Below are 22,120 nucleotides of genomic sequence, written 5' to 3'. Positions count from 1 at the left end.
CCGCTTCGCTGAATGTTGTTTGCCGCTCTAAATGTCGAGTGAACAACGCTTGAACACATGGCGCGGAATTGCCGCGCCTTTTATAACACCTGATGATTGAGCCACTATGCCGCGATTGAAGATATTCCTGGTTTTTTCCTTTTTATGCATGCTGCATTCCGTGGCACAAGCGGCTGATGCCCCACGCCCGTTGCCTGTGCTGAAAACGTTCAAGGAGGTGGCCGCCTTGCCCGGCGGCCGCTGGCTGGTCGTCGACAAGCGCGCGGTGCGCCTGCTCGACCGGCAAGGCGCGGAGCAGGGCAGCCTAGCCGTGCGTGCGCAGCACCTCGATACCCGCGTATTGCCGGATGGCATGCTGGCGGTCGTGTTCGATGCCGACAAGCAGCAGCCGCTGCTGCTCAGGGTAGATGCGAAGCGGCTGCGCATTGATAAAGAATTGGCGCCGGTCGATTTCGCGCTGGACAGCATGTGCCTTTACCGCGACGCGCAGCAGCTCAACCACCTGTTCCTGATCGCCAAGGACGGCCAGGCCGAGCAGTGGCTGCTGACCGGCAACGCGCCCAAGCGCCTGCGCCGCCTCGCCCTGCCGCCCGGCGTGGAGTCCTGCCGCGCGGACGATGCGCGCCAGGCGCTGTACGTCAGCGAAGCAGGCTTTGGCGTATGGCGCTATGCCGCCAACGGCGAGGGCATCCCGGAACGTGAACTGCTGCTGGGACGGCGGCCGCATGGCGATATTGCGGGCGAGCCTGGGGCATTGGCCGTGCTGCCGCATGGTATTGCCGTCATCGACAGCAACGGCGGGGAGGTGCATCTGCTGGACCATGACGGCAGCTTCCTGCCGCAGCAACTGTGGCTGAAATCCGCCGAGGCGCTTGCCGTTGCGGGTTCGGACTTGCTGGTGCTGGACGGCAAGGGCTGGCAGGCGCATGCGCTGGCGGGAGAAAGCCAGATACAGGAAAAAGCACAATCGCTGCCGGTCGTGGTGGCGCGCGGACAGACCGAGACCGTGGCGCGTTCGGGCGATGCCGCCGACGACCCCGCCATTTGGGTGCATCCGCAACACCCGGCGCAATCGCGCATCATCGCGACCAACAAGAAGCAGGGGCTATTGAGTTACGACCTGAAAGGCAGGCAGATGCAGCTGCTTGAGGCCGGACGCCTCAACAACGTCGACGTGCGCCAGAACATCGCCTGGCCGGGCGGCAAAGCCGATCTTGCCGTAGCGACGCAGCGAGACGAGGCGGCGCTGGCCGTGTTCGAGATCGACCGCGACGGGCGCATCCGCGACGCGGGCAGGATTGCGACCGGCCTCGACGACATTTACGGCACCTGCCTCTACCAGCCGCCGGGTGGCGGCCTGGAGGTGTTCGCCAACGACAAGGACGGCCGCATTGAGCATTACCGGATCGAGCGCGCAAAAGGCGGCTATCAGGGCAAGCTGTTGCGGGCTTTCAGCGTTGATAGCCAGCCGGAAGGCTGCGTGGTGGACGACCATGCCGGCCGCCTGTTCGTCGGCGAGGAAAAGCACGGCATCTGGGCCATGCCTGCAAGCGCTGGCGAGGCACAAGCGCCGCAATTGATCATGCCGGTAGGCGAGCAACTGGTGGCGGATGTTGAGGGGTTAGCAATTTATCATGGCCAAGGCGCAAGCTACCTGATCGCCTCGAGCCAGGGCAACAGCAGCTATGTGGTGCTCGATGCGCAGCCGCCTTATGCCTATCGCGGCGCTTTCCGTATCGGCATTAATGCCGACGCGGGCATCGACGGCGTCTCGGATACCGACGGCCTGGAAGTGAGCGCGGTGGATTTCGGTGGCGCGTTCCGCAAGGGCCTGCTGGTGGTGCAGGACGGCTACAAGCGCCTGCCGGATGGCGCGCAGAACTTCAAGTACGTTGCTTGGGAGGATATTGCGCGCGCCTTGAATCTGCCATAGCAACCCGTTAATCCATTGCCTGTCAACTATAATAGGTTGGCAGGCACGGACTATACCGTTGTTAGAGCCGCTAAAAACCAGCGTAGCGATTCTGGCTAGGCGCTCTGCCGCAGACAGTACAACGATGACAGAAGGGTTTTGTTGGCGGCTCTTATTGGGCCTGCAGCGCCTTCCAGCCCATTTCCCTCATGCACAGCAGCAGCCCGCGCGTCGCCTTGGCGGTGGTACCCGACATGTCGGGCTGGTGCTCCGGCCCGAGCTTGGCGACGCATTGCTGGATATCGCTTTTCAGGTTTTCCGCTCCCTTGCCGATCTTCCACCAGGAGCTGACGGTAAAGACGTCCAGCGGGCTTTTCGGTGCGGGAGCGGGTGCTTCTTTGGCTACGCCAGCTTCAGTAGTGGCGGTATTTGCAACGACAGGTCCTTGCTCCTGGGCGGGTGAGGTATCACGGTAATCATTCTTCAGTGATGCCTTGATCACCGGGTCGTCATCGTCCAGGCTGTCTTGCGGGTTATGGAATACCCAGCCGTTGTCCTCCATGCATTGTGCAAACGCACTCCCTTGCAGGCCCTTCGCCTGGCATTCGTTTTTCGCCGTATTGAGGTCGTGTACGCCGGCCCCTCTTTTGTAGGCGAATTCGCCGCCGCACCCGGCCAGCGCCAGGCACAGGATGACTGCGGATAACGGCTTTTCTCTTCCTTGATTCTTCATATGATTTTCCGGTGTTGGCATGCCCGTCGGGTGGCGGGCATCAATTGTCGACGAGGCCAAATTACCACGCTGTCTCATTCTGGCATGTACGCAATATGACGTATTTAAGCCGACCCCCTCAATCGCTAATCTGGCAACACGAAAGATTTGGCGGGTAGTTCACCGTTCACTTTGATGGTTTTTGGTGAAACTTGATAAAGGGGTAAGAGAAATGAAATTCAAGATGAAGAAGTGTGCGCTGATGGTGGCGCTGGCAACGTCTGCCGCATTGCCGTCCATGAGCTCGCAGGCTGCTGGCACGATCACCTTCGGTGAAGACAAGTCCATCAGCATCGGCCTAGGCATCCGTACTGCGTTTACCAGCACCGAAGATGCTGCGCCCAACGGCAGCTCCCGTTCCAAGGATTTTGATGTGGATGATGCGCGTATCTACATCAACGCGTCCTTCAACAAGTACATCAAGGCGACATTCAATACTTTCACGACCACTAACGATGGCAGCGGCAAGGATGATATCAGCACCCTGGACGCCTACCTGCAGTTCGAGTTCATGGATGAGTTCAATGTCTGGGTCGGTCAGCTGTTGCCGCCAACAGACCGTGCCAACCTGGATGGTCCGTTCTTCCTGAATGCATGGTCCTATCCAGGCGTGGTTTCCCGCTACCAGAACAAATTCGTTGGTCGTGATATTGGCGTAACGCTCTGGGGTAAGTTGCTGGACAAGCACTTGGTCTATTCCGTAGGGGCTTATGAAGGTAATCATGCTTCATCTTTTACTGGCGCAGCCAGTCCCAACCGTTCTGACGATTTGATGTATAGCGGCCGCATCCAATATGACTTTTGGGATGCGGGCAATGACCCTGCGTATTACACCAGCAGTACTTATTACGGCAAGGATGTGTTGTCTGTCGCGCTGGTTGGCATGTATCAAAAGAATGCGGTTGGTGCAATCGGCGCCAGCGATGATTACTGGGCCTACAACATTGATGGCCTGCTGGAAAAGAAGTTTGCGGCAGGTGTTCTCAACATTGAAGGTGCTGCGTACAAGTACGACTTTAGTACTACTGCATTAGCCGCGGATCCTGCAGGCGCCAAACCAGGTAAAGCATACCTGGGCCTGGTTTCCTGGATGTTCGGCGATACCGTTGGCTGGGGCAAGTTCCAGCCCTACGCCCGTTACCAGCGTTTTAACGCGGACGGCGACGTGGCTTTCAATCCAGATGTGAAAGAGTACGACATTGGCCTGAATTACATCATTGATGGCCATAACGCCCGTATCAGCGCGGTGTACACCAAGAACAAGACTGAAAACGCAAGCGACATCGATCGGTTCACTGTCGGCCTGCAGTTGCAGTTCTAGTTGGGGGATGGCCGCCGTCCCTTGATGCGATGGCGGCTGTCGTGAGTTTAGTTGTTAAAGGAGACGTATAGATGAAGACCTTGATTAAGCTGGATTTCGACAAGCCAGCCTGGGAGCAGGACGGCCAGATCCATAACCGTTGGCACCCAGATTTGCCGATGGTGGCCATGGTCAAGCCAGGCGACGAGTTCCGTGTCGAGTGCATGGACTGGACCGGCGGCCAGATTGGCAACAACGACAGCGCGAACGACATCCGCGATGTCGACCTGTTGCAGGTGCACTACCTGAGCGGGCCGATCGGCGTCGAAGGCGCGGAGCCAGGCGACCTGATGGTGGTGGATATTCTGGATGTGGGCACTTTGCAGGACCAGCAATGGGGCTTCAATGGCTTGTTTGCCAAGGAAAATGGCGGCGGCTTCCTGACCGACCACTATCCCGACGCCTCCAAGAGTATCTGGGATTTTCACGGCATCTATACGACTTCCCGCCATGTGCCCAACGTGAAGTTCGCCGGCATCATGCACCCGGGTCTGATCGGCTGCCTGCCATCCCGCGAGTTGCTGGACACATGGAACAAGCGCGAGGCAGACCTGATCGCCACTGATCCCGACCGAGTGCCCGCGCTGGCATTGCCGCCGAACGAAACCGGCGCCGTCATGGGCCGGTTGAAGGGCGAGGAAGCCAAGGCAGCCGCGCAGGAAGGCGCACGTACCGTGCCGCCGCGCGACCACGGCGGCAACTGCGACATCAAGAACCTGACCAAGGGCTCGAAGATTTTCTTCCCGGTCTACGTCAAGGACGGCGGCCTGTCCATGGGCGACCTGCACTTCTCGCAGGGCGATGGCGAAATCACGTTCTGCGGCGCGATCGAGATGGCCGGCTACCTTGATATCAAGGTCAGCCTGATCAAGGACGGCGTCAAGAAATACGGCATCAAGAACCCATTGTTCCAGCCTAGCCCGTTGACGCCCAACTACCGCGACTTCCTCGTGTTCGAGGGCATCTCGGTCGACGAGCAGGGCAAGCAGCACTACCTCGACGTGCACATCGCTTACCGCCAGGCTTGCCTCAACGCCATCGAGTACCTGAAGAAGTTCGGTTACAGCGGCGAGCAGGCCGTGGCGATCCTCGGCACTGCGCCGGTGGAAGGCCATATCAGCGGCGTGGTGGATATTCCGAATGCCTGCGCCACCTTGTGGCTGCCGACCGAGATCTTTGATTTCGACCTGAAGCCGAATGCGGATGGCCCGAAGAAGATCATCACCGGCACCGCGGATGTCGCCAAGACATCCTGAACAGCGTTTCTTGATTGACGATTTGAAAGCATAAGGGGAAGAGCCATGCCTATGTATGAATACCGATGCGACGAGTGCGGCGTGTTTTCCGCACTGGGAAAAATGAGCACATCCAGCGAGCCCACGATCTGTCCGGATTGCGGCGAGTTGAGCGAGCGCATTCTCTCGGCGCCGCGTCTGGCCGTCATGGGCAAGGCTCAACGAAGTGCGCATGAACGCAACGAAAAATCTGCCCATGAACCCCGGTCTACCCGCCGCTCCAGCTGCGGATGTTCCGGGAGTCATACCTGCGGTTCATCCTCCACTTCGAAGCAGTCCACTCAGGGAAAAGAGAAAGGAAGCCTATTGCAGATGCAAACGAAGAAAACCGCCCGCCCCTGGATGCTGGGGCATTAGGGATGTCCAGCATTGCGCGAGCGGCGTTGCGCCTCCTTGCCGTACTTGTTCGTACTGTCTGCGTCGGCGCGCCTTGCTCTCACACAATGCTGAACATCCTCGGTAGTTAAGTTAATTGAACACCCCACTTTTTTAGTTTTTTCAGGAGAAATCTGATGAGTAAGACAAATCGACGCCAGTTCATCACCAAGACAGGCGCCCTGATGGGGGCAATGCTCGCAGCAGGCATTATTTCCGGCAGCGCTTATGCGGCCGACTTCCCGACAGCCAAGGTCAACACCACCAAGCTGGCGGTGACCGATACGACAGTCAAGGTCGGCATCCTGCATTCGTCCACCGGCACCATGGCGATCAGCGAAACCGGTTCCATCCAGGCCGAGAAGCTGGCGATTGCACAGATCAACGCCATGGGAGGCGTGCTGGGCCGCAAGATCGAGGTGATCCAGGAAGACGGCGCCAGCGATTGGCCGACTTTCGCCGAAAAATCCAAGAAGCTGCTGGAGAAGGACAAGGTAGCCGCAGTGTTCGGCTGCTGGACTTCAGCTTCACGCAAGGCGGTGTTGCCGGTGTTCGAGAAAGACAATGGTTTGCTGTTCTACCCGACTTTCTACGAAGGCCTGGAGCAGTCCAAGAACGTGTTCTACACCGGCCAGGAAGCCACTCAGCAAATCCTCGCTGGCCTGGACTGGATCGCCAAGGAAAAGAAGGCCAAAACTTTCTACCTGATCGGTTCCGACTACATCTGGCCGCGTACTTCCATGAAGATCGCCCGCAAGCACATCGAGAACAAGCTCGGCGGCAAGGTGGTGGGTGAAGAGTACATCGCGCTGGGCGACACTCAGTTCGGTTCGGTCATCAACAAGATCAAGCTGAAGAAGCCTGACGTGATCTATGCAGCGGTTGTGGGCGGCAGTAACGTGGCATGGTTCAAGCAGTTGAACGCCGCTGGCCTCAACTCCAAGAAGCAGAACATGCTGACCATCTCCGTGACCGAGGATGAAGTCCTGGGCATCGGCGGCGAGAACCTCGAAGGATTCTACTCCGCGATGAAGTACTTCCAGACCTTGAAGAACCCGAACAACGAGAAGTTCGTTGCCGAGTTCAAGAAGATGTGGGGTCCCAAGGCTGTGATCGGCGATGTGACGCAGGCTGCCTACCTCGGCCCATGGCTGTGGAAGGCTGCGGTCGAGCGTGCCGGCAGCTTCGATGTGGACAAGGCAGCCGCGGCATTGCCAGGCTACGAGTTCAAGGAAGCGCCTGAAGGCTATGTGAAGGTCGATCCCAACCATCACCTGGAAAGCAAGCTGCGCGTAGGCAAGTGGCGTGCTGACGGCCAGGCGGACGTGGTGTACGAATCCGAGCTGATCAAGCCTGATCCGTTCCCAAAGGGCTATCAATAATCACCTGGTGGTTTAAATGTAAGGCCTGCAACAGCCCCGCTTGGGGTTGTTGCAGTGTGTAAGTGCAACACTCATCTGTAAGTAAAAGGCTGGAGGCCGATTATGTTTGATTATTCAATGGCAGAGATAGGCAATATCGTTGTCATGCAGGCTTTCTCGGGGTTAAGCCTGTTCAGCGTTCTTCTCCTGATGGCACTTGGCCTGGCGATCATCTTCGGGCAAATGGGCGTGATTAACATGGCCCATGGCGAATTCATGGCGATAGGCGCCTATACCACCGTGTTTCTTTCCCGGGTGGCCGAGACTTACGGAATCGTCAATTACTACTTCCTGTTTGCGATCATCGCCGCGTTCATTGTGGCGTTCATCATCGGTTATATCGTCGAGTTCGCCCTGATAAGGCACTTGTACAAACGGCCTCTCGATACCTTGCTTGCCACCTGGGGCTTGAGCCTGGTGATGCAGCAGATTTTCCGTTCCACCTTCGGCGCCAAGGAGGTCAGCGCCGTGCTGCCAGAATGGCTCATGGGCTCCTTCCAGCCGACGCCTGACATCGATATCCCGATCAACGGGGTGTTCGTGCTCGGGCTGGCGTTGGTGGTCACCGTAGGCGTCTTTATCTTCATGTTCCGTTCCCGCTGGGGCCTGCGCGTGCGCGCTACGGTGCAGAACCGCGTGATGGCGGGTGCCGTCGGCATCAATACCAAGAAGGTTGACCGCGTGACCTTTGCGCTTGGCTGCGGTATCGCCGGCGTGGCAGGCGCGGCGTTCACCACGATCGCTTCCACCGGTCCCACCACAGGCTCGCTCTACATCGTCGACAGTTTCATGGTCGTCGTGTTCGGCGGCGCGGCCAGCGTATTAGGCACGATCGCTTCCGCCTTCGGCATCGCCCAGGCGCAATCCATCCTGCAGTTCTTCATGACCAGCTCCATGGGCAAGGTCGCGACCCTGATGGTGATCGTCGGCATCCTCATGATGCGTCCGGAAGGCCTGTTTGCATCCAAAGTACGTAAGTAAGGGGAACAACATGAATGAAACATTGAGCAAAATACTAGGCGGAAAGCAGGGGGCCATCGGCCTCGGCATCCTCGCCGCGTTCATCCTGGTGGTGCTGCCGCTGGGCCTGGACCCCTTCCGCCTTGGATTGGTCGGCAAATACCTCACTTACGCCTTCGTCGCGGTCAGCCTGGTGCTGCTGTGGGGTAACGGCGGCATCCTGAGCCTGGGTCAGGGCATCTTCTTCGGCCTGGGCGGCTACGCGATGGCGATGTTCCTCAAACTGGAAGCGTCCGACCCGGTCAGCACCGCGATCCAGTCCACGCCCGGCATTCCCGACTTCATGGACTGGAATCAGCTCACGGCCCTGCCGTGGTTCTGGGAGCCGTTCAAGAGCTTGCCGCTGACTATCATCGCAATCCTGGTGGTGCCTACGCTGTTCGCCTTCATCATTGGTTATGCGATGTTCAAGCGCCGTGTCGGCGGCGTGTATTTCGCGATCATCACCCAGGCGATTGCGCTGATCCTGTCCATCCTCATCATCGGCCAGCAGGGCTATACCGGCGGCGTGAACGGCATCACCGATCTCAAAACCGTGCTGGGCTGGGATATCCGGACCGAGAACGCCAAGTATGTGCTGTATTACCTCAATGCCGCGCTGCTGATCGGCTGCATCCTGCTCTCCCGCTATGTCCTCAGCAGCAAGTTCGGCATGCTGCTGCTGGCGATGCGCGACAAGGAAGAGCGCGTGCGCTTCTCGGGTTACGACGTGTCCAACTTCAAGATTTTCATCTTCTGCCTGTCTGCCCTGATTTCGGCCATCGGCGGCGCGATGTTCACCTTGCAGGTCGGCTTCATGTCGCCATCCTTCATCGGCATCGTGCCTTCGATCGAGATGGTGATCTTCGCAGCAGTGGGCGGGCGCATGTCGCTGATCGGCGCAGTGTACGGCACCTTGCTGGTCAACTTCGGCAAGACCATGTTCTCGGAAACCTATCCGGAACTGTGGCTGTTCCTCATGGGCGGCCTGTTCATCGCCGTGGTGATGTTCTTCCCGAACGGCCTTGCCGGTATCTACGACAAGTATGCAAAGAAGGTGCCTTTTCTGCGCAAATTGTCGGAAGAAACGCCCAAGGCCAAAAAGGCTGAAGCTGTACCAGCCGCGCCGATTGAAACCAAGGAAGTGGGGGTAAAAGCATGAGTAATACCGATTTCGTACTGGCTGTCGAGGACCTGACCGTGTCGTTCGACGGTTTCAAGGCAGTCGACAAGCTCAATATGTACATCGACAAGAACGAGTTGCGCGTGGTGATCGGGCCCAACGGCGCGGGCAAGACCACGGTGCTGGACCTGATCTGCGGCAAGACCAAATCCACCGAGGGTTCGATCAAGTTCAAGAACCGTGAGTTGACCAAGCTTTCCGAGCACGAGATCGTGCGCGCCGGGGTAGGCCGCAAGTTCCAGACGCCGTCGATCTACGAGAACCTTACGGTGTACCAGAACCTGGAAGTGTCCTACCCCAAGGGCCGGGGCGTGTTCGGTAGCCTGTTCTTCAAGCGCAGCGACGAAGTCGTGGCGCAGGTGCACAAGATTGCCAAGGAAATCATGATGGAAGACATCCTCGGCATGGAGGCGGCGCTGTTGAGCCACGGACAGAAGCAATGGCTGGAAATCGGCATGCTGCTGATGCAGGAGCCGGAGCTGTTGATGCTGGACGAGCCGGTGGCGGGCATGAGCGCCAAGGAGCGCGACCAGACGGCCGAGCTGCTCAACCGCATCTGCCAGAACCGCTCCGTGATCGTGATCGAGCACGACATGGAATTCGTCAAGAAGATCGCGCACAAGGTCACCGTGCTGCACCAGGGCAAGATTCTCGCCGAAGGCGCCATGGACAAGGTGCAGGCCAACGAAAAAGTGATTGAGGTCTATCTGGGCCATTAATGCATGAAAGATGCGGCACTGGCTGACTAGGCCAGTGCCGCCAGCCCGGACAACGAAAGGATAGAAAATGATTGAGATTGAAGACCTGACAGTCAGCTACGGACAAAGCGAAGTCATCCACGGCATCAGCTTCAGCGCCGCCAAGAACGAAACCCTCGCCATCATGGGCCGCAACGGCATGGGCAAGACCACCTTGTTCAAGTCGTTGATGGGCATCCTGCCCAGCAAGAGCAAGAAGGCCAACGTGGACGGCGTGGACATCGGCGGCAGCGAAACCTTCCAGCGCGTGCAGAAAGGCCTGGCCTACGTGCCGCAAGGCCGCATGATCTTCCCGACCATGACCGTGCAGGAAAACATCGAGACCGGCCTGGAGAAGTCAAAATCCCGCCAGATTCCCGAGGACATCTATGCCTTGTTCCCGGTGCTTTACGACATGCGCAACCGCAAAGGGGGCAACCTTTCCGGCGGCCAGCAGCAGCAATTGGCGATTGCCCGCGCTCTGGTGACCAACCCCAAGGTGCTGCTGCTGGACGAGCCGACCGAGGGCATCCAGCCGTCCATCATCAAGGACATCGCCAAGGTGCTGAATGAAATCCGCAAGATGCGCGAGATCACCATCATCGTGTCCGAGCAGGTGCTGAGCTTCACCATGGAGATCGCGGACCGCATCATCGTCATCGACAAGGGCAACTTCATCCATGAGAACAAGCGCAGCGAGGTGGATGCGGCAAAAATCAAGGGCTACCTCTCGGTCTGAGTGGAACAATCAACAAGGTCTGCTGGCGGCGTTGCGCCTCCTTGCCGTACCGGGGGTCTGTTAACCTAATATTTTCGTCTGCGCCGGAGTCATTGTGCGTGTGGGGCAAGGCATGAGGAGAGAAGTTTGGTCATTCCAAATGAACGACGAGTAACGCAGCGGCACGCGCACAATGGCCCGGGCCTTTGGGTTGCAACCTTCAATGGCGCCATGCTGCGTTGCGGGGCTCGGCAATGGAATAACCATTACCAGCGCCCCGCGTCTTGCCTGACACCATTGAAGGTTGTAACGCAGGACGAAAATATTAGGTTAACAGACCCCTTTGTACTGTCTGCGTTGGCGCGCCTTGCCAGCACCGTTTCACTGACCTTCTTGATTGTTCTTACATGCCAGGAGGGCAATTGTAATTATTTATGATGCTGGCGTTTTTATGGCAGGATGCTGCCGATGGATGACTCACAAACAAAAACGGCGGCATGGGCGGATAAGCGCTGGCAGGCATTGCTGGCGCTAGATTTTGCAGCCAGGGCAGGGCGGACGACGCTGGTAGGCAAACGCCACCAAGGGCCGCTGGTGGTGCAGAAAATGCTCTACCCGGAAGGAGACGAGGTCTGCCACGGCATCATCATCCATCCGCCGGGCGGCGTCGCGGGCGGCGACCAATTGCAATTGGTCGCAACCTTGGGAGCATCAGCTAAAGCCTTGTTGACTACGCCGGGTGCCGGCAAATGGTACAAGGCCAACCAATTGAGCGCGAGCCAGGAAATACGGTTCCAGTTGGCGGCCAATAGCTGCCTGGAATGGCTGCCGCAGGAAAACATCCTGTTCGACGGCAGCGATGTGCGCTTCAGTAGCGAGATTGATCTTGCAGAAAACGCAGTGTTCTGTGGCTGGGACATCATGTGCTTTGGCCGCCAGGCGCGGAGCGAGCAATGGGACGAAGGTGAGCTGCGTCAGGTGATGCAAGTGCGGCGTGAAGGGCGCTTGATCTGGAACGAGCGATTGTTTGCCCGGCCCCAAAGCCTGGTGATGCGTTCCGATATCGGCTTGAAAGGCATGCCGGTCAATGGCAGCCTGGTGGTGGCCGCAGGCGCGGTGCCTGTGGATATTGTCGAAGCCTGCCGGGCGATCGAGGCCCGCGGCGATGCGCATTACGGCGTGACTGCCTTGCCGGAGATATTTTCGGCGCGTTATATTGGCCGTTCCTCGGAAGCTGCGCGGGAGTATTTCGAGCGGCTCTGGCAAGTGCTCAGGCCATGGTATGCTGTGCGCCCTGCCGTCAGGCCTCGGATATGGAATACCTGACTGGCATCACATTGAATCGATGAAGAAGAACTGTCTATGGAATTAAGCCCAAGAGAAAAAGACAAGCTGCTGATCTTTACCGCGGCCTTGCTGGCGGAGCGGCGCAAGGCGCGCGGCCTCAAGCTCAACTATCCCGAGTCGATTGCATTCATCAGCGCCGCCATCATGGAAGGCGCGCGCGACGGCAAGACGGTGGCTGAATTGATGGGGTACGGCGCGACGCTGCTGACGCGCGAGGATGTGATGGAGGGCGTGCCGGAGATGATTCCGGAGATACAGGTGGAGGCGACGTTTCCGGATGGGACCAAGCTAGTCACCGTCCACCAACCGATTCCTTGAGGTCGTGTTTCACAATCCATCGCTAGCGGCGTTGCGCCTCCTTGCCGTACTCATCCGTACTGTCTGCGTCGGCGCGCCTTGCTAGCAATGGATTGTGAAGCACTCAGGACAGTGTGAAATTGAAAAAAGTAAATGAGCGCGACTGGAGCAATACACATGATCCCAGGTGAAATGAAAATAGACGCAGGCGAAATCCTGCTCAACGACGGGCGCGAGACGGTGACGTTGGAGGTGGCGAATACGGGCGACCGGCCTATCCAGGTGGGTTCGCATTACCATTTTTACGAGACCAATGAAGCCTTGTCGTTTGAGCGGCAACTGGCCTATGGCTTCCGCCTCGATATTGCCGCAGGCACGGCGGTACGTTTCGAGCCGGGGCAAAGCCGCACGGTACAATTGGTTGCCTTGGCCGGAGATCGCAAAGTGTATGGGTTTGCCGGCAAGGTGATGGGAGCGCTGAAATGAGTGTGAAAATCGACAAACGTGCCTATGCCGAAATGTTCGGCCCGACGGTGGGCGATCGCGTGCGCCTAGCTGACACTGAGCTGTGGCTGGAGGTGGAAAAGGATTACACCATCTACGGCGAGGAGGTGAAGTTCGGCGGCGGCAAGGTGATCCGCGACGGCATGGGGCAAGGCCAGGGCGTGGCGAGCGAGGTGGCGGATACGGTGATTACCAATGCGTTGATCGTCGACCATTGGGGCATCGTCAAGGCCGATATCGGCATCAAGGGCGGCTATATTTCCGCCATCGGCAAGGCGGGCAATCCCGACATCCAGCCCGGCGTGGAGATTGCCATCGGCGCGGGCACAGAGGTGATCGCGGGCGAGGGCATGATCGTCACCGCAGGCGGCATCGACACCCATATCCATTTCATCTGCCCGCAACAGATCGAGGAGGCGCTGATGTCCGGCGTCACCACCATGATAGGCGGCGGCACCGGCCCGGCGACCGGCACGTTTGCCACTACCTGTACCCCCGGCCCCTGGCATATCCACCGCATGCTGCAATCGGCGGATGCCTTCCCGATGAACCTGGGTTTTCTCGGTAAGGGCAACGCCAGCCTGCCGCAGCCGTTGCGCGAGCAGGTCGAGGCGGGCGTGGTCGGGCTCAAGCTGCATGAGGACTGGGGCACAACGCCAGCCGCGATCGACAATTGCCTGAGCATTGCCGAGGAAATGGATGTGCAGGTGGCAATCCATTCAGATACCCTCAACGAATCCGGTTTCGTCGAGACCACGCTGGATGCGTTCAAGGGCCGCACCATCCATACCTTCCATACCGAAGGTGCGGGCGGCGGCCATGCGCCGGACATCATCCGCGCGGCGGGGCACCCCAATGTATTGCCCTCGTCCACCAACCCGACCCGGCCTTTCACCATCAACACCATAGACGAGCATCTCGATATGCTCATGGTCTGCCACCACCTCGACCCGGCAATCGCCGAGGACGTGGCATTCGCCGAAAGCCGTATCCGCCGCGAAACGATCGCGGCCGAGGATATCCTGCATGACCTTGGCGCGTTCGCCATGATGTCTTCCGACTCGCAGGCCATGGGCCGCGTGGGCGAAGTGGTGATCCGCACTTGGCAGACCGCGCACAAGATGAAGGTGCAGCGCGGCCCCTTGCCCGAAGACAGCGCGCGCAACGACAATTTCCGCATCAAGCGCTACATCGCCAAGTACACCATCAACCCTGCATTGACGCACGGCATCGCCCATATCGTCGGCTCGATCGAAGTCGGCAAGCTGGCCGACCTCGTGCTCTGGCGTCCGGCATTTTTCGGCGTCAAGCCTTCGACCATCCTCAAGGGGGGCATGATCGCGGCTGCCGTGATGGGCGACGCCAATGCCTCTATCCCGACGCCGCAGCCCGTGCATTATCGCTCCATGTTCGGTTCCTACGGTGGCGCGTTGCAGACCTCGGTGACGTTTGTGTCGCAGGCAGCGTTGAGCAACCCGGAAGTTGCGGCATTGAACCTGAAGAAACCGTTGATAGCGGTCAAGGGCACGCGCGAGGTGAGGAAGTCGGATATGGTGCACAACGGCTGGATGCCAGAGATTGACGTGGACCCGGAAACGTATGAAGTGCGTGCCGATGGTGTGGTGCTGAGTTGTGAGCCGGCGGAGGTGTTGCCCCTAGCCCAACGCTACTTCCTGTTTTGACGCGTGCAGACTAGCGCCCCTGGCGGCGTTGCTTTAGCTTGCCGTACTTAGCGTACTGTCTGCGCTAAAGCGCCTTGCCAGGAACGCTAGTCTGCACGCTCAAGTAAGAGTTTGAGTATTTGAAGTGTATGTCTACGGCAAAGCGCCTAGTCAGAATCGCTTTCTTGAGCGCTTGTAATGACTATTTCGGAAAGTGTAAAGAACTAAGCATGCTAGGAATCAGCAAGAAAATAGAAACCGCCAGCCAGGTTGACGACCAACTGGTGCTGCCGTTCGACCGTCGGCAGAAGAGCCGTTTGCGCGTCGTGCTGGCTTCGGGCACCGAGGCGGCGTTGCTGCTGGAGCGTGGCACGGTCTTGCGCGGCGGCGATTTGCTGCAGGCCGAGGACGGCAGGGTAGTGCAGGTGGTGGCTGCCGATGAACCGGTGTTATTAGTGACAGCAGAGACTGCCCAACAACTCATGCGTGCCGCTTATCACTTGGGCAACCGCCATGTGCCGCTTGAAGTCGGCAATGGCTGGCTGCGCCTGGAGCAGGATCATGTATTGCAGGAGATGCTGCTTGGGCTGGGCGTGCAGGTGGAAGGGCAGATGGCGCCGTTCGAGCCGGAGGCCGGCGCGTATGGCGGCGGGCACCGCCACCATCATGACGATGATGCGCCTTCGATTCGCCAGCCGGCGCGCTTGAGGACGCATGAGTAAATCCAGCTCATTGGTGCGCTTGCTGCAACTGGCAAGCCCGATGCTGCCCGTTGGGGCTTATAGCTATTCGCAAGGGCTGGAGTGGGGCATCGAGTCGGGCGAAGTGCATGACCTGGCAAGTGCCCAAGCCTGGATAGGCGACGTATTGCAGGTGTATCAGGGCGGTTTCGAGCTGCCGCTGCTGAGCCGGTTTTACCGTGCATGGCAGCGTGGCGACGCTGAGGCATTGAACGAATGGAATGCGTTTTACCTGGCCGGGCGCGACAATGCCGAGGCCTTGGCCGAGAGCAGGCAGATGGGGTATTCGCTCAAGCGTTTGTTGCTGGAGTTTGATGATTTGCCCGGTGCCTGGATGGCGATGCTGGAGGCTTTGCCGACAGCTTCTTTTCCTGCGTTGTATGCGGGCATCAGCCAGGTTTGGGGAATCGATGAACAAGATGCCTTGCAGGCGTATGCCTGGTCCTGGCTGGAAAACCAGGCCAGCGCGGCGATGAAGGCGGTGCCGTTGGGGCAGGTGGCGGGGCAGAAGATATTGTTGGGCGTGGCGGACAGGATTCCTGCATTGGTCGAAGAGGCTATGCACATGCCGGATTTTATGATGAGTAATTTTTGTCCTGCGTTGACTATTGCGGGATGTAGGCATGAGACGCAGTACAGCAGGTTGTTTAGGTCGTAGGGACTGCTGTTAATGAGAGGTTGCTTTTCGCCTGTAGGCGAGTCCCTTTATTTTGCGTCGCCAAAATAAAGGAACCAAACAAAAGGCGACCCCGATTGTCTGCGTCCCGGAGCTTTGCTCCGGGCAACCTGCGTTGCTCGCTTTTAATGGGGACTGGCTGAACTCGCTGCGCTCAGACAGACGCCAGTCCTGTTTCCATTAAAAGCTGCGCTACTCGGCGCAGCCAAACGGGGAAGATTGGGCGGATGGCGAGCCTTTTGCTTATAGATAGTTATCGTGTCGAGCTTTGTTGTTTTTGAGTGATTTTAAATATTGGATCAAGTAATGCAGATTAAGGAACCTTTACGCGTCGGTATCGGCGGGCCGGTCGGGTCGGGCAAGACGGCGCTGACGTTGGCCTTGTGCCAGCGCTTGCGCGATGTGTACAACATCGCGGTGGTGACCAACGACATCTACACGCGGGAGGACGCCGAGTTCCTCACGCGCAACGAGGCGTTGGCGCCGGAGCGCATCATCGGGGTGGAGACGGGCGGCTGCCCGCACACGGCGATCCGCGAGGATGCCTCGATGAACCTCGAGGCGGTGGCGCAGTTGAGCGAGCGTTTCAATCCGCTGGATATCGTGTTTGTCGAGAGCGGCGGCGACAACCTCGCGGCGACATTCAGCCCGGAGCTTTCCGACCTGACGATCTACGTGATCGACGTCGCGGCGGGCGAGAAGATCCCGCGCAAGGGCGGGCCGGGCATCACCAAATCCGACTTGCTGGTGATCAACAAGATCGACCTGGCGCCGCTGGTGGGGGCCTCGCTCGAGGTGATGGACCGCGATGCGCGCAAGATGCGTGGCGATCGTCCTTTCATCTTTACCAATCTCAAGAGCGGGCAGGGCCTGGAAGAGATTGTCGGCTTTATCGAGAAACAAGGGTTGATGCTTTAACAGGTCAAACAAATAAGGAAAACATATGAAAATTCATCGTTTCGCAGCACTGGGCCTGTTGGCGTTCTCCCCGCTGGCTTTCGCGCATCCTGGGCACGAAGCCCAAGGCTTGCTGGCCGGCTTCATGCATCCGCTCACCGGGCTGGACCACTTGCTGGTCATGCTTGCCGTCGGTTTATGGGCTGGGCGCATCGGCGGCGCGGCGCGTTGGCAGCTTCCGGCTACCTTCGTTGCCGTCATGGCGTTGGGCGCCGTCATCGGCATGGCGGGCTACCGCCTGCCTGCTATTGAAACGCTGCTCGCCGCCAGCGTGATGGCGCTGGGCGCATTGCTTGTCATCAGCCTGCGCCTGCCAAGGGCGCTGCAAGCCGGGCTGGTCGCCTTGTTCGCCCTGTTCCACGGCATTGCCCATGGCAGCGAGCTAGCTGCGGATCAAGGCTTGGCGGTGATGTTCGGCATGCTGGCCGCAACCGCGCTGCTGCATATGCTTGGTCTGGCATTGTCCAGCCGCCGCTTGCGGCTTCCTGTTTTGGTGCATTCAATTTTTGGATGCACCATGATGGTGCTAGGCGCATGGTTGTTGGCAAGCTGATTATCGCCATGGGTGTATGCCCGGTTGATTAGCCGGACAATAGAGGGAATATGGTTTTCTAGTGCCTGACTGGCTTGAAACTTGCTGCATTGATGGCAGGCATTAACGGAGAACAATACGGCTGCATGACGGCGATTGACTATCAGGCGGGGGCAAGCGGGGGCGTTGGCGAGGTGATGGAACCCACGCAGCGCATCGTCAAGGTGCGCCGCGACTACAACACCTGGGTGGTCAACGAGACGCTGGAGGATTACGCGCTCAGGTTCACGCCGCGCTCCTTCCGCAAGTGGTCGATCTTCCGCGTCGCCAATACCGCGTTCGGCGCGATTTCCTTCCTGGTGCTGGAGGCGATCGGCGGCACGCTGGCCGTCAATTACGGCTTCACCAACGCTTTCTGGGCCATTCTCGCCATCGGGCTGGTGATCTTCATGACCGGGTTGCCGATCAGCTATTACGCGGCCAAGTTCGGTCTGGACATGGACCTGCTCACGCGCGGCGCGGGCTTCGGCTACATCGGCTCCACCATCTCCTCGTTCGTCTACGCCTCGTTCACCTTCATCCTGTTCGCGCTCGAGGCGGCCATCATGGCCTATGCGCTGGAGCTGTATTTCGACCTGCCGCTCTACATCGGCTACCTGGTGAGCGCGCTGGTGATCGTGCCGCTGGTGACCCACGGCGTCACCCTGGTCAGCCGCATCCAGATGATCACCCAGCCGGTCTGGCTGTTCCTGCTCGCATTGCCTTACGTGTTCATCATCTACAAGGACCCCGGCGTGCTCGGCCGCCTGGGCGAGTTCGCGGGCAAGTCTGGCTACGACAGCGACTTCAACCTGTTGATGTTCGGCACGGCGATGGCGGTCGGTATGGCCTTGATCCCGCAGATCGGCGAGCAGGTGGATTTCTTGCGCTTCATGCCGGAAAAGACGCGCAAGAACCGCTTCCGCTGGCACCTGGGCGTGTTGGTGGCGGGGCCGGGCTGGATATCGCTCGGCATGCTCAAGATGCTGGGCGGCGCCTTGCTGGCCTACCTGGCGGTGGAAGGCGCCAGGTCTTTCGAGCAGGCGGTCAACCCCAACCAGATGTACATGGCAGGCTTCAGCCAGGTGTTCTCGAACCCCGAAGTCGTGCTGGCGGTGACGGTGTTCTTCGTGGTGATCTCGCAGATCAAGGTCAACATGACCAATGCCTATGCCGGTTCTCTCGCGTGGTCGAATTTCTTCGCTCGCCTCACGCACAGCCACCCGGGCCGCGTGGTGTGGGTGGTGTTCAACGCCATGATCGCGATCATCCTCATGGAAATGGACGTGTTCCAGGCGCTGGAGCAGGTGCTGGGCCTGTATTCCAATATCGCCATTTCCTGGATCACGGCGGTGGTGGCCGACCTCGTCATCAACAAGCCGCTGGGCCTGAGCCCCAAGGGCATCGAGTTCCGCCGCGCCTATCTTTACGACATCAACCCGGTCGGCGTCGGGGCGATGGTGATCGCCTCGCTGCTGTCGGTGGCCGCGTTCTTCGGCGTATTCGGCGTCGAGGCGGAAGCGTTCTCGGCCTTGATAGCGCTCGGCACCGCGCTGGTGGTTTCCCCGCTGATCGCCTGGCTGACCAGGGGCAGGTACTACATCGCGCGCCGTCCGGTCAGCTACCAGCCGGTGAGCGGCGTGCAGCGCTGCAGCATCTGCGAGAAGCAGTACGAGGTCGACGACATGGCGCATTGCCCGGCCTACCAGGGCGCGATCTGCTCGCTATGCTGCTCGCTGGACGCGCGCTGCAACGATATCTGCAAGCCGCACGGCCGCATCGAGTACCAATGGCAGCGCGTCATGCGGCGGGTACTGCCGGAACGGTGGGTCGAGGTGATGCAGAGCGGCCTGGGGCATTACCTGCTGCTGATGGCGGTGACGCTGGCGTTCCTGAGCGCCTTGTTCGGGCTGATCTATTTCCATGAGTCGCTCACCTTCACGGGCGAGAAGGAAGTCCTGCTGCCCGAGCTCAGGCTGGGCTACCTCAAGGTCTTCGCCGCGCTCGCGTTCGCGAGCGGCATCATTGCCTGGTGGATAGTGCTGACCTCGGAGAGCCGGCGCGTGGCGCAGGAGGAGTCCAACCGCCAGACCAATTTGCTGCAGCGCGAGATTACCCTGCATCGGCAGACCGACGCCGAACTGCAGCGCGCGCGCCAGGTCGCGGAACAGGCCAACCAGGCCAAGAGCCGCTACATCACGGGCATCAGCCATGAGTTGCGCACGCCGCTCAACAGCATCCTCGGCTATGCCCAGCTGCTGGACAACGACCCCAGCATCCCGGAGAGCCGCCACCAGTCGATCCGCGTGATCCGCCGCAGCGGCGAGCATTTGCTGTCCCTGATCGAGGGCACGCTAGACATCGCGCGCATCGAGAGCGGCAAGCTCACGTTCGACCTGCGCCTGGTGCGTTTCCCCGAATTCATCCAGCAGCTCGTGAGCATGTTCGAGCTACAGGCGCACAACAAGGGCATCGGCTTCCATTACGAACTGCATGGCGATTTGCCCAAGGTGGTGCGCATCGACCAGAAGCGCCTGAGCCAGATCCTCATCAACATCCTCGGCAATGCCGTGAAGTTCACGCGCCAGGGCGGCGTTTCGTTCAAGCTGCGCTACGCGCGCGAGATGCTCAATATCAGCATCGAGGATACCGGCCCGGGCATTGCGCCCGAGGAAATCGAGAAAGTGTTCGAGCCGTTTGCGCGCGGTTCGGCTGCCGCCAACAGCAATATCGGCGGCACCGGCCTCGGCCTCACCATCAGCAAGATGCTGACCGAGCTCATGGGCGGCCAGCTCACGGTGCGCAGCACGCCGGGGCAGGGCAGCCAGTTCAATATCCGCCTGTTCCTGTCCCAGGTGCGAGTGGCTGAAGAGATCGAGAACGCCTCCATGCCCATGCCGCTGGCCTACAAAGGCCCGCGTCGGCGCATATTGGTGGTGGACAACGAGCAGGTGGACAGGGAGCTGCTCAAGAATATCCTGCAGCCCCTGGGCTTCGAGGTGGCGGAGGCGGCGAGCGGGCGGGAGTGCCTGCAGGTCTACACCGAGTTCAAGCCCAACGTGATCCTCATGGACCTTGCCATGCCGGACATGGACGGCTGGGAGGCGAGCTACATGATACGCAAGGTGCACCAGTCCGACGTGCCGATCGCGATCGTCTCGGCCAATGCGTTCGACAAGGGGCTGGAAAACACCGCAGGCATCCCGGCCTCGGATTTCATCGTCAAGCCGGTGAACGTGATGGAACTGTTGCGCTGGATCGGCGAGCAGCTCAAGCTGGAATGGGTGACCGAGATGGGCGACGCGGTTGCCGATGCAGGCATTGCCGTCGCTTCCGGACCTAATGCCGTGGAGGCGCCGTCCAAGGAGCAGCGGGACGAATTGATGGCCTTGATCAAGGTGGGCTACGTGCGCGGCATCACCCGCAAGCTCGACGAGATCGGGCAGGACGACCGATATGGGACTTTTGTTGCGGCCATGCGCCAGCTGTCGCAGCAGTTCGAACTTGAAGCAATGCAGAAAATGTTGGAAGAAGTGAATGATGGAGGCTAGAAAAGACACCGCGGTCGTGCTGATCGTGGACGACGTGCCGGATAACCTGGCCGTGCTGCACGATGCGCTGGACGAATCCGGCTACATGGTGCTGGTGGCCAACAACGGCGAGACCGCGCTCAGGCGCGCGGAAGAGGCGCGCCCCGACATCATCTTGCTGGATGCGATTATGCCGGGGCTGGATGGTTTCGAGGTCTGCGCCAGACTCAAGGCCAACCTCAACACCCGCCATATTCCGGTGATCTTCATGACTGGGCTCACCGAGTCCGAGCACGTGGTGGCAGGCTTTGCCGCCGGCGGCACCGATTACGTCACCAAGCCCATCCGCACTGCCGAAGTCCTGGCGCGCATCAGCACCCACTTGCAGGCGTCGCGCCAGATGCATCAGGCGCGCGGCGCCCTCGATGCCTTCGGACAGGCGGCCATCGCCGTATTGCCCGCGAGCGGCCGCATCGTCTGGCAGACACCCCTGGCGCGGGACTGGATGCAACGGTATTTCAGCACCAGCGAGGCCGATGCCGAAACGCACACGCCGCAGCCCTTGCTCAAATGGCTAGTCAGCCTGAAAGCCAGCGGCGCCGAAGCCAACCCGCTGACCGTGGTGCAAGGCAGCGGCCGCCTGATCTTCTCCCCGGCCGACCTCAATACCGAGGAGCAATGGGTCATCATCCTCAGGGAAGAGTCCGACGCCGCCCAGATCGAAGCCCTGATGCAAACATTCGGCCTGACCCAGCGCGAATCCGAGGTGCTCTACTGGGCGATCAAGGGCAAGACCAACCGCGACATCGGCGACATCCTCGGCACCAGCCCTCGCACCGTCAACAAGCACATGGAGCACGTCTTCGCCAAGCTGGGCGTTGAAACCCGCACCGCAGCCGCAGCGCTCGCCACCAGCAAGATGCGCAACCTCAAGGCGGGCTGACGGCCAGACTTGGAGAGCGGCTAACAAAATTCAGCGAAGCGATGCTGGCTAGGCGCCCTGCCGCAGGCAGTACAAGCAGTACGGCCAGGCAGGGCAACAACGCCAGCAGGATTTTGTGGCAG

The 22,120-nt window shown here is 59.5% G+C and carries 20 protein-coding genes; 19 read left to right on the top strand and 1 reads right to left on the bottom strand.

Going from position 1 to position 22,120, the window contains the following annotated elements:
- Positions 1 to 160: 160 nt before the first annotated feature.
- On the top strand, positions 161 to 1,933 hold the full coding sequence (locus ACJSDX_RS04665; RefSeq protein ID WP_407993712.1) for a phytase: 1,773 nt from the start codon (positions 161 to 163) through the stop codon (positions 1,931 to 1,933).
- 151 nt (positions 1,934 to 2,084) lie between these two features.
- On the opposite strand, the gene ACJSDX_RS04660 is transcribed toward ACJSDX_RS04665, so the two are convergent.
- Complete coding sequence (locus tag ACJSDX_RS04660) at positions 2,085 to 2,645, bottom strand: hypothetical protein (RefSeq protein WP_407993711.1); 561 nt, start codon at positions 2,643 to 2,645, stop codon at positions 2,085 to 2,087.
- Positions 2,646 to 2,856: 211 nt separating this feature from the next.
- On the opposite strand from ACJSDX_RS04660, the gene ACJSDX_RS04655 reads away from it, so the two are divergent.
- The 18 genes from ACJSDX_RS04655 (at position 2,857) to ACJSDX_RS04570 (ending at position 21,998) form a co-directional block, all read left to right on the top strand.
- The gene (locus tag ACJSDX_RS04655; protein ID WP_407993710.1) at positions 2,857 to 4,005 is read left to right on the top strand and encodes a porin; all 1,149 of its coding nucleotides are present in this window, start codon (positions 2,857 to 2,859) and stop codon (positions 4,003 to 4,005) included.
- Positions 4,006 to 4,076: 71 nt separating this feature from the next.
- Entirely contained in the window at positions 4,077 to 5,300 is a 1,224-nt protein-coding gene (gene fmdA / locus ACJSDX_RS04650; RefSeq protein ID WP_309565607.1) for a formamidase, read from the top strand.
- 45 nt (positions 5,301 to 5,345) lie between these two features.
- Positions 5,346 to 5,696, top strand: coding sequence for an FmdB family zinc ribbon protein (locus ACJSDX_RS04645; RefSeq protein ID WP_407993709.1), 351 nt, complete (start codon positions 5,346 to 5,348; stop codon positions 5,694 to 5,696).
- A 155-nt stretch (positions 5,697 to 5,851) separates the two neighbouring features.
- Positions 5,852 to 7,096: an urea ABC transporter substrate-binding protein gene (gene urtA, locus ACJSDX_RS04640; RefSeq protein WP_309565605.1), complete on the top strand. Its 1,245-nt coding sequence runs from the start codon at positions 5,852 to 5,854 to the stop codon at positions 7,094 to 7,096.
- A 102-nt stretch (positions 7,097 to 7,198) separates the two neighbouring features.
- Positions 7,199 to 8,116, top strand: coding sequence for an urea ABC transporter permease subunit UrtB (gene urtB, locus ACJSDX_RS04635; RefSeq protein WP_309565604.1), 918 nt, complete (start codon positions 7,199 to 7,201; stop codon positions 8,114 to 8,116).
- A 10-nt stretch (positions 8,117 to 8,126) separates the two neighbouring features.
- Positions 8,127 to 9,296, top strand: coding sequence for an urea ABC transporter permease subunit UrtC (urtC, locus tag ACJSDX_RS04630; RefSeq protein WP_407993708.1), 1,170 nt, complete (start codon positions 8,127 to 8,129; stop codon positions 9,294 to 9,296).
- Positions 9,293 to 10,036 carry an urea ABC transporter ATP-binding protein UrtD gene (gene urtD, locus ACJSDX_RS04625; protein ID WP_407993707.1) on the top strand — a complete coding sequence of 248 codons (744 nt, stop codon included), beginning with the start codon at positions 9,293 to 9,295 and terminating at the stop codon, positions 10,034 to 10,036. Before urtC ends, urtD begins: the two co-directional genes overlap by 4 nt.
- A 67-nt stretch (positions 10,037 to 10,103) precedes the next feature.
- Positions 10,104 to 10,793, top strand: a complete 690-nt coding sequence (urtE, locus tag ACJSDX_RS04620) for an urea ABC transporter ATP-binding subunit UrtE (RefSeq protein ID WP_407993706.1) — start codon at positions 10,104 to 10,106, stop codon at positions 10,791 to 10,793.
- A 447-nt stretch (positions 10,794 to 11,240) separates the two neighbouring features.
- Positions 11,241 to 12,098 (top strand): urease accessory protein UreD, encoded by an 858-nt coding sequence (locus ACJSDX_RS04615; protein ID WP_407993705.1) that lies wholly within the window; start codon positions 11,241 to 11,243, stop codon positions 12,096 to 12,098.
- A 36-nt stretch (positions 12,099 to 12,134) separates the two neighbouring features.
- A complete protein-coding gene (ureA, locus tag ACJSDX_RS04610; protein ID WP_309565599.1) occupies positions 12,135 to 12,437 on the top strand; it encodes an urease subunit gamma in 303 nt (100 codons plus the stop codon).
- 156 nt (positions 12,438 to 12,593) lie between these two features.
- The gene (locus tag ACJSDX_RS04605; protein WP_407993704.1) at positions 12,594 to 12,902 is read left to right on the top strand and encodes an urease subunit beta; all 309 of its coding nucleotides are present in this window, start codon (positions 12,594 to 12,596) and stop codon (positions 12,900 to 12,902) included.
- On the top strand, positions 12,899 to 14,602 hold the full coding sequence (ureC, locus tag ACJSDX_RS04600; RefSeq protein WP_407993703.1) for an urease subunit alpha: 1,704 nt from the start codon (positions 12,899 to 12,901) through the stop codon (positions 14,600 to 14,602). Before ACJSDX_RS04605 ends, ureC begins: the two co-directional genes overlap by 4 nt.
- Positions 14,603 to 14,811: 209 nt before the next feature.
- Positions 14,812 to 15,303, top strand: a complete 492-nt coding sequence (gene ureE, locus ACJSDX_RS04595) for an urease accessory protein UreE (RefSeq protein WP_407993702.1) — start codon at positions 14,812 to 14,814, stop codon at positions 15,301 to 15,303.
- Positions 15,296 to 15,979, top strand: a complete 684-nt coding sequence (locus ACJSDX_RS04590) for an urease accessory protein UreF (RefSeq protein ID WP_407993701.1) — start codon at positions 15,296 to 15,298, stop codon at positions 15,977 to 15,979. Before ureE ends, ACJSDX_RS04590 begins: the two co-directional genes overlap by 8 nt.
- A gap of 324 nt (positions 15,980 to 16,303) precedes the next feature.
- Positions 16,304 to 16,915 carry an urease accessory protein UreG gene (gene ureG, locus ACJSDX_RS04585; protein ID WP_407993700.1) on the top strand — a complete coding sequence of 204 codons (612 nt, stop codon included), beginning with the start codon at positions 16,304 to 16,306 and terminating at the stop codon, positions 16,913 to 16,915.
- A gap of 25 nt (positions 16,916 to 16,940) precedes the next feature.
- Entirely contained in the window at positions 16,941 to 17,507 is a 567-nt protein-coding gene (locus ACJSDX_RS04580; RefSeq protein ID WP_407993699.1) for a HupE/UreJ family protein, read from the top strand.
- 125 nt (positions 17,508 to 17,632) lie between these two features.
- The gene (locus ACJSDX_RS04575) at positions 17,633 to 21,076 is read left to right on the top strand and encodes a hybrid sensor histidine kinase/response regulator (protein ID WP_407994004.1); all 3,444 of its coding nucleotides are present in this window, start codon (positions 17,633 to 17,635) and stop codon (positions 21,074 to 21,076) included.
- Positions 21,063 to 21,998, top strand: coding sequence for a response regulator (locus ACJSDX_RS04570; RefSeq protein WP_407993698.1), 936 nt, complete (start codon positions 21,063 to 21,065; stop codon positions 21,996 to 21,998). Before ACJSDX_RS04575 ends, ACJSDX_RS04570 begins: the two co-directional genes overlap by 14 nt.
- Positions 21,999 to 22,120: the final 122 nt, after the last annotated feature.

It is taken from the genome of Methylobacillus draconifructus (assembly GCF_045984355.1).
Taxonomy (GTDB): domain Bacteria; phylum Pseudomonadota; class Gammaproteobacteria; order Burkholderiales; family Methylophilaceae; genus Methylobacillus; species Methylobacillus flagellatus_A.
The sequence above is the reverse complement of the archived record's forward strand: the minus strand, read 5'-3'. Positions and strand labels throughout refer to the sequence as shown.

Excerpts from the sequence above, each read along its gene's own strand:
- ACJSDX_RS04660 (WP_407993711.1), bottom strand. The coding sequence starts at position 2,645 with ATGAAGAATCAAGGAAGAGAAAAGCCGTTATCCGCAGTCATCCTGTGC.
- ACJSDX_RS04655 (WP_407993710.1), top strand. The coding sequence starts at position 2,857 with ATGAAATTCAAGATGAAGAAGTGTGCGCTGATGGTGGCGCTGGCAACG.
- fmdA (WP_309565607.1), top strand. The coding sequence starts at position 4,077 with ATGAAGACCTTGATTAAGCTGGATTTCGACAAGCCAGCCTGGGAGCAG.
- ACJSDX_RS04645 (WP_407993709.1), top strand. The coding sequence starts at position 5,346 with ATGCCTATGTATGAATACCGATGCGACGAGTGCGGCGTGTTTTCCGCA.
- urtA (WP_309565605.1), top strand. The coding sequence starts at position 5,852 with ATGAGTAAGACAAATCGACGCCAGTTCATCACCAAGACAGGCGCCCTG.
- urtB (WP_309565604.1), top strand. The coding sequence starts at position 7,199 with ATGTTTGATTATTCAATGGCAGAGATAGGCAATATCGTTGTCATGCAG.
- urtC (WP_407993708.1), top strand. The coding sequence starts at position 8,127 with ATGAATGAAACATTGAGCAAAATACTAGGCGGAAAGCAGGGGGCCATC.
- urtD (WP_407993707.1), top strand. The coding sequence starts at position 9,293 with ATGAGTAATACCGATTTCGTACTGGCTGTCGAGGACCTGACCGTGTCG.
- urtE (WP_407993706.1), top strand. The coding sequence starts at position 10,104 with ATGATTGAGATTGAAGACCTGACAGTCAGCTACGGACAAAGCGAAGTC.
- ACJSDX_RS04615 (WP_407993705.1), top strand. The coding sequence starts at position 11,241 with ATGGATGACTCACAAACAAAAACGGCGGCATGGGCGGATAAGCGCTGG.
- ureA (WP_309565599.1), top strand. The coding sequence starts at position 12,135 with ATGGAATTAAGCCCAAGAGAAAAAGACAAGCTGCTGATCTTTACCGCG.
- ACJSDX_RS04605 (WP_407993704.1), top strand. The coding sequence starts at position 12,594 with ATGATCCCAGGTGAAATGAAAATAGACGCAGGCGAAATCCTGCTCAAC.
- ureC (WP_407993703.1), top strand. The coding sequence starts at position 12,899 with ATGAGTGTGAAAATCGACAAACGTGCCTATGCCGAAATGTTCGGCCCG.
- ureE (WP_407993702.1), top strand. The coding sequence starts at position 14,812 with ATGCTAGGAATCAGCAAGAAAATAGAAACCGCCAGCCAGGTTGACGAC.
- ACJSDX_RS04590 (WP_407993701.1), top strand. The coding sequence starts at position 15,296 with ATGAGTAAATCCAGCTCATTGGTGCGCTTGCTGCAACTGGCAAGCCCG.
- ureG (WP_407993700.1), top strand. The coding sequence starts at position 16,304 with ATGCAGATTAAGGAACCTTTACGCGTCGGTATCGGCGGGCCGGTCGGG.
- ACJSDX_RS04580 (WP_407993699.1), top strand. The coding sequence starts at position 16,941 with ATGAAAATTCATCGTTTCGCAGCACTGGGCCTGTTGGCGTTCTCCCCG.
- ACJSDX_RS04575 (WP_407994004.1), top strand. The coding sequence starts at position 17,633 with ATGACGGCGATTGACTATCAGGCGGGGGCAAGCGGGGGCGTTGGCGAG.
- ACJSDX_RS04570 (WP_407993698.1), top strand. The coding sequence starts at position 21,063 with ATGATGGAGGCTAGAAAAGACACCGCGGTCGTGCTGATCGTGGACGAC.